The organism is Coprococcus intestinihominis (genome assembly GCF_040096555.1).
Lineage (GTDB): Bacteria > Bacillota > Clostridia > Lachnospirales > Lachnospiraceae > Coprococcus_A > Coprococcus_A intestinihominis.
In genome coordinates, this window is the sequence record NZ_JBBMEK010000210.1 from 1 (window position 1) to 5971 (window position 5971).

Below are 5971 nucleotides of genomic sequence, written 5' to 3' on the forward strand. Positions count from 1 at the left end.
CTTTCACAAAGACAGTTTGGAATAAGGTGCCTTAATATAATATATTTATTTTGGTGCTTGAGGAAACTGGCGATTGAGAGATTATTGAGTATTAATTTGAAGACCAGGCAATTGGACATTTACTTGGATGAGCGCAGCAATCAGCAGATACCCAGCAGGTGCTTCCGGCGCAGCCGGTACTTAGGTGGTGCTTTTGATCACCTTATGTACCGTTGCTAGCGCCGGGCAACGCAAGTGTGCCTGCTGTGTATCTGCTGATTGCTGCGCTCTCTAAAAATAACAGAGCAATTGCCGGACGAAGGAGGCGTTTTTTTGGTTCCGGAAAGTTACAGATGGGAGTTTGTAAAGCAGGAAAGTGCCGGTGTGAAGCAGCTGGCAGCAGAGACCGGGTATCCGGAGGTGTTTGCAGGGTTACTGGCGGCAAGAGGTGTGCATAATAAAGAAGAGGCACAGCGGTTCCTTTATCCTTCAGAAAAGAATATGTACGATCCATTCCTGATGAAGGGAATGGAGGCAGCAGTCTGCCGGATCAGTCAGGCCATGGATGCCCATGAGAAGATAACAATTTATGGAGATTATGATGTGGATGGTATTACAGCCACCAGTATTTTATATTTATATCTGAGTAAAGCCGGTGCAGACGTGAATTATTATTTGCCGGACCGCATGACTGAGGGATATGGGCTGAATGAAAATGCTGTGCGCATGCTGGCAGAGACGGGGACAAAGCTGATGGTGACAGTGGATACCGGGATTTCTGCTGTCAAAGAGTGTCAGTTGGCAAAATCATTGGCGATGGATGTGGTTATTACGGATCATCATGAATGCCAGGAGAAGCTGCCGGAGGCTGTGGCTGTTGTGGATGCAAAACAGCCGGGAGAAAGCTATCCCTTCCTTTATCTGGCGGGATGCGGTGTGGCCTATAAACTGGTACAGGGGCTGAAAGCTTACAGAAATGATCAGACGGATATTACAGAATACCTGGAGCTTGCGGCTGTCGGCACAGTGGCAGATATTGTACCATTGTATGATGAAAACCGGATCATTGTCAGTGAAGGATTTAAGCGGATGAAACACCCTGCCAATATGGGACTTGGCAAATTGCTGGAAAGTGCCGGATATGACTTTAAGCGTAAGATAACCAGTGGATTTATCGGTTTCGGGCTTGCACCAAGGCTGAATGCCGGTGGGCGTATGGGGGATGCCAAAAGAGGCGTTCGTCTGTTTACGACGAGAGATGAAGAGGAGGCAGCAGCAATTGCAGCTGAGCTGGAGGTGGAGAACAGTCATCGCAAGGAAACGGAGCAGATGATTTTAAAACAGGTGACAGACCGGATCGAGGCATCTGATGCAATCAGAAACAGCCGGGTGATGGTGGTAGCCGGCGAAGGATGGCATCATGGGGTCATTGGTATTGTTTCATCCCGGATTAAAGATATGTTTTATCGGCCGAATATTTTGCTGTCTATAGAAAATGGCGTGGCAACAGGTTCTGCCAGAAGTATAGACGGATTCAATCTTTTTGAAGCCCTTTGTACGTGCAGTGATCTGATGATTAAATTCGGAGGGCATGCAGCAGCAGCAGGAATGTCATTGAAGGCAGAAAATGTACCGGAATTGTCCAGACGACTGAATGAATATGCAAAAATGCATATGGACAGCCAGATGCTGACACCTGTCCAGCGGCCGGAATTAAAGCTTCAGCCGTCAGAAGTAACCATAGAACTGATTGAATTGATCCAGAGAATGGAACCCTTTGGTCAGGATATGCCGGAGCCTCTGGCGGAAATTTCCGGACAGCTGAGTGAAGTCAGAAAAATCGGTGCAGACCGGGCGACACTGAGAATGACGGTGATGGACCGGAGACGCAGTCTGAATACAGTGGGATTTCGCCGAAGCATCATGGCGGATTACTATACAGCCGGCATGGAGGTATCAATTGCCGGAAATCTGGATATAAATTATTATATGGACAGACAGTATCCTCAGATGATTTTGAAGGATGTCAGGATTGCTCAGGATGACAACCTGGAAAAACTTCAGCATATTTTTGCATTAAGACATGTGACGGATGATTACAGGCTGTATTGTGATGCCAGGGACAAGCTGGATAAGTCAGTGTGCAGTCGGGTTTTTCGTTTCCTTCGGATGCAGATGAAGAAACAGGGGAATGAGACCGAAGGCAGTTTTATGATGGAAGATATCCCATTTGACAGCATACATTCAGCGGAGGAACATATATTTATGCTGATGCAGACACTGTATGTCTTTGAAGAACTGGGACTTATGCGGGTTGAAACGGCAGGACCGTATCTTCATTATGAAATGATCCCGGGAAAAACAGCTAAATTGATGGATTCAATGTGGTACAGGACGTATTTTGTCGATTTCGGGGCTTTTCAATAGAATCATTTATTGTTATAATTAAATTTATACGTGACTGCCCAAGGTTCGGCAGCTGCGATGAATTTGAGAAGACAAATATTCATATAGAAGGAGCAGTGAGTCTTATGAAAAAATTAGAAGAATATGTCAAGAGTATTCCTGATTTCCCGGAGAAGGGAATCATTTTCAGAGATGTTACCAGTGTTTTGCAGGATGCGGAGGGACTTCACTTGGCCATCGACCAGATGCAGGAGAAGTTGGAAGGTGTTGATTTCGATGTTGTTCTCGGTCCGGAATCCCGAGGCTTTATTTTTGGTGTACCCATTGCCTACAATATGCATAAGGCTTTTGTGCCGGTCAGAAAGAAAGGCAAGCTGCCGAGAGCAACGATCAGCCAGACATATGATCTTGAGTACGGCACTGCGACTATTGAGATACATAAAGACGCAATTCAGCCTGGACAGAAGGTTGTTATTATCGATGACTTAATTGCCACAGGCGGCACAACAGAAGCCATTATCAAGATGGTGGAAGAACTTGGCGGAGAAGTCGTCAAGATTGTTTTCCTCATGGAGCTGGCAGGACTGAAGGGCCGCGAGAGACTGAGCGGCTATGATATTGATTCAGCGATTATCTACGAAGGTAAATAATGACAGAAGAGGATGACGCAATATGAAGGACGATAAAAAAGAAGTAATGGGCACTGAAGAGCCATTTGAGGAGCAGGAGCTCATTCATACACAGGATTTCGAATCACCGGAGGTGCTGTATCAGCGCCTGATCAATAAAGTGAAGGAATATCATCCTTCAGATGATATCAGTATGATCGAGAAGGCATATAATATTGCCAATAATGCGCATAAGGGGCAGCTGCGTAAGTCCGGAGAACCTTATATTATTCATCCGCTCTGTGTAGCCCTGATCCTGGCGGATCTTGAGCTGGATAAGGAGACCATTGTCGGCGGACTTCTTCATGATGTGGTTGAGGACACGATCATGACGGAGGAGGATATCACGAGAGGATTCAGCGCGGAGATCGCACTGATCGTATCCGGTGTAACAAAGCTGGGACAGTTATCCTATTCCAAGGATAAGGTGGAGATTCAGGCAGAGAATCTTCGTAAGATGTTTCTGGCTATGGCGAAGGATATTCGAGTTATCCTGATCAAGCTGGCAGACCGTCTGCACAATATGCGTACACTGAAGTATATGACACCGGCCAAGCAGAAGGAAAAGGCCAGAGAGACCATGGATATTTATGCACCGATCGCCCAGAGACTTGGTATTTCCAAGATCAAGATTGAGCTGGATGATCTGTCATTGAGATACCTGGAACCGGAAGTGTATTATGATCTGGCCAGACAGATCAATCTGAAGCGCAGTGAGCGTCAGGCTTTTGTAGATGCCATTGTGGAAGAAGTCAGTCAGCATATGGCACAGAGCGGTATCAAGGCACAGGTGAATGGTCGGGTTAAGCATTTCTTTAGCATTTACAAGAAGATGGTCAATCAGGACAAGACATTGGATGAGATCTATGATCTGTTTGCGGTGCGTATTATTGTGGATACAGTGAAGGACTGTTATGCGGCCCTTGGTATTATTCATGAGATGTACAAGCCGATTCCGGGTCGTTTTAAAGATTATATTGCAATGCCGAAGCAGAATATGTATCAGTCCCTGCATACAACACTGATCGGTCCGAACGGACAGCCTTTTGAGATCCAGATCCGTACATTTGACATGCACAGAACGGCTGAATACGGTATAGCAGCCCATTGGAAGTACAAGGAAGATCCGAATGCCAAGAATGTAGAGGACAGTGAGGAAGCCAAGCTGACATGGCTGCGTCAGATTCTGGAATGGCAGACAGATATGTCGGACAATAAGGAATTCATGAGCCTTTTGAAGAACGACTTGAATCTGTTTGCAGACAGTGTTTATTGTTTTACACCGGCAGGTGATGTCAAGAATCTGCCGACAGGTTCCACACCGATTGATTTCGCTTACAGTATTCATTCAGCGGTCGGCAATAAGATGGTGGGGGCAAGAGTCAACGGCAAGCTGGTCAATATTGATTATGTGATCAAGAACGGCGACCGTGTTGAGGTCCTGACATCAGCCAATTCCAAGGGACCAAGCCGTGATTGGCTAAATATTGTCAAGAGTACGCAGGCCAAGAATAAGATTAATCAGTGGTTCAAGACGGAATTCAAGGAAGAGAATATTATCCGCGGTAAGGATATGCTGAATCGTTACTGCAAAGCGAAAGAGATCATTCTCAGTAATCTGCTGAAACCGGAATTTATGGAGAAAGTTATCCGCAAGTATGGTTTCAAGGACTGGGATGCAGTCAATGCTGCTGTGGGTCATGGCGGTTTGAAGGAAGGCCAGGTTATCAACAAGCTGCTTGAGGAATACCAGAAGAAGCAGCGAAAAGAGATGACAGATAAGCAGCTTCTGACACAGATGACTGAGATGAAGCAGAAACCGTCTGCAGCCGTACAGCCGCATAAGAAAGGCAGCAAGAGCGGCATTATTGTCAAAGGCATCGATGATGTGGCTGTCCGTTTCTCAAAATGCTGCAATCCTGTACCGGGTGATGAGATCGTTGGCTTTATTACCAGAGGCAGAGGTGTGTCCATTCATCGTACAGACTGCGTCAATATGCTGCATTTATCCGAGATAGAAAGACAGCGCCTGATTGATGCAGAATGGCAGGACAGCACGGCTGACGGCCAGGGCGGCCTGTATAAGGCAGAACTCAATGTTTATGTTCATGACGGCGTCGGTGTGCTGATTCAGATCGCACAGGTATTTTCAGAGAGGGATATCAATGTGACAGCCATGTCCAGCCGTTCAGGCAAGAATAATACAGCGACCATCAATATCAGCTTTGATATTGGCGGCAAGTATGCTTTAAATAAGATTATAGACAAACTGCGCAGTCTGGACTGCGTTTATGATATCACCAGAACAACTGGCTAATGAATAAGGAGCAGAGAAATGGGTCAGATAGAGATTAAATCAATGACACTCGGTATGGTTGCGACGAATTGCCACCTCATTATCAACAAAGAGAACAAAGAGGCACTCCTTGTCGATCCTGCGGATAATGCATTGAGAATCAGCAATGTGATCGAGGAAAACGGCTGTACACTGAAAGCAATTCTTTTAACCCATGGTCATTTTGATCATATTATGGCATTAAATGATTTGAAGAAGAGATACAATGTTCCGGTTTATGCCCATGAAGAAGAAGAGGATGTTCTGAAACAGTCCTCCTTGAATCTCAGCGGTTCGATCGGACAGATTTATACAACACAGGCCGATGTCTATGTGAAGGACGGAGAGCATCTGAAGCTGGCAGGGCTGGATGTGATCGTTCTGTATACACCGGGCCATACAAAGGGCGGTGCCTGCTATTATTTCCCAGAAGAGAAGGTTTTGATGAGCGGAGATACGCTGTTCCATTGTTCCATCGGGCGTACAGATTTTCCGACAGGAAGTATGTCACAGCTTGTTCGCTCTGTGAAAGAGCAGTTGTTTGTACTGCCGGATGATGTGCAGGTATATCCGGGACATGACA

General features: G+C 46.0%; 4 protein-coding genes. All 4 read left to right on the forward strand.

All coding sequences use genetic code 11. The features are described from left to right. Positions 1-312 precede the first annotated feature (312 nt). Positions 313-2406, forward strand: a complete 2094-nt coding sequence (gene recJ, locus WMO25_RS13725) for a single-stranded-DNA-specific exonuclease RecJ (RefSeq protein ID WP_349085768.1) — start codon at positions 313-315, stop codon at positions 2404-2406. Positions 2407-2510: 104 nt separating this feature from the next. After that, entirely contained in the window at positions 2511-3035 is a 525-nt protein-coding gene (locus tag WMO25_RS13730) for an adenine phosphoribosyltransferase (protein WP_015514689.1), read from the forward strand. Positions 3036-3057: 22 nt separating this feature from the next. Next, on the forward strand, positions 3058-5370 hold the full coding sequence (locus tag WMO25_RS13735; RefSeq protein WP_435384315.1) for a RelA/SpoT family protein: 2313 nt from the start codon (positions 3058-3060) through the stop codon (positions 5368-5370). 18 nt (positions 5371-5388) lie between these two features. Beyond that, the coding region (locus WMO25_RS13740; protein ID WP_349085769.1) for an MBL fold metallo-hydrolase at positions 5389-5971 on the forward strand (583 nt) is incomplete at its 3' end.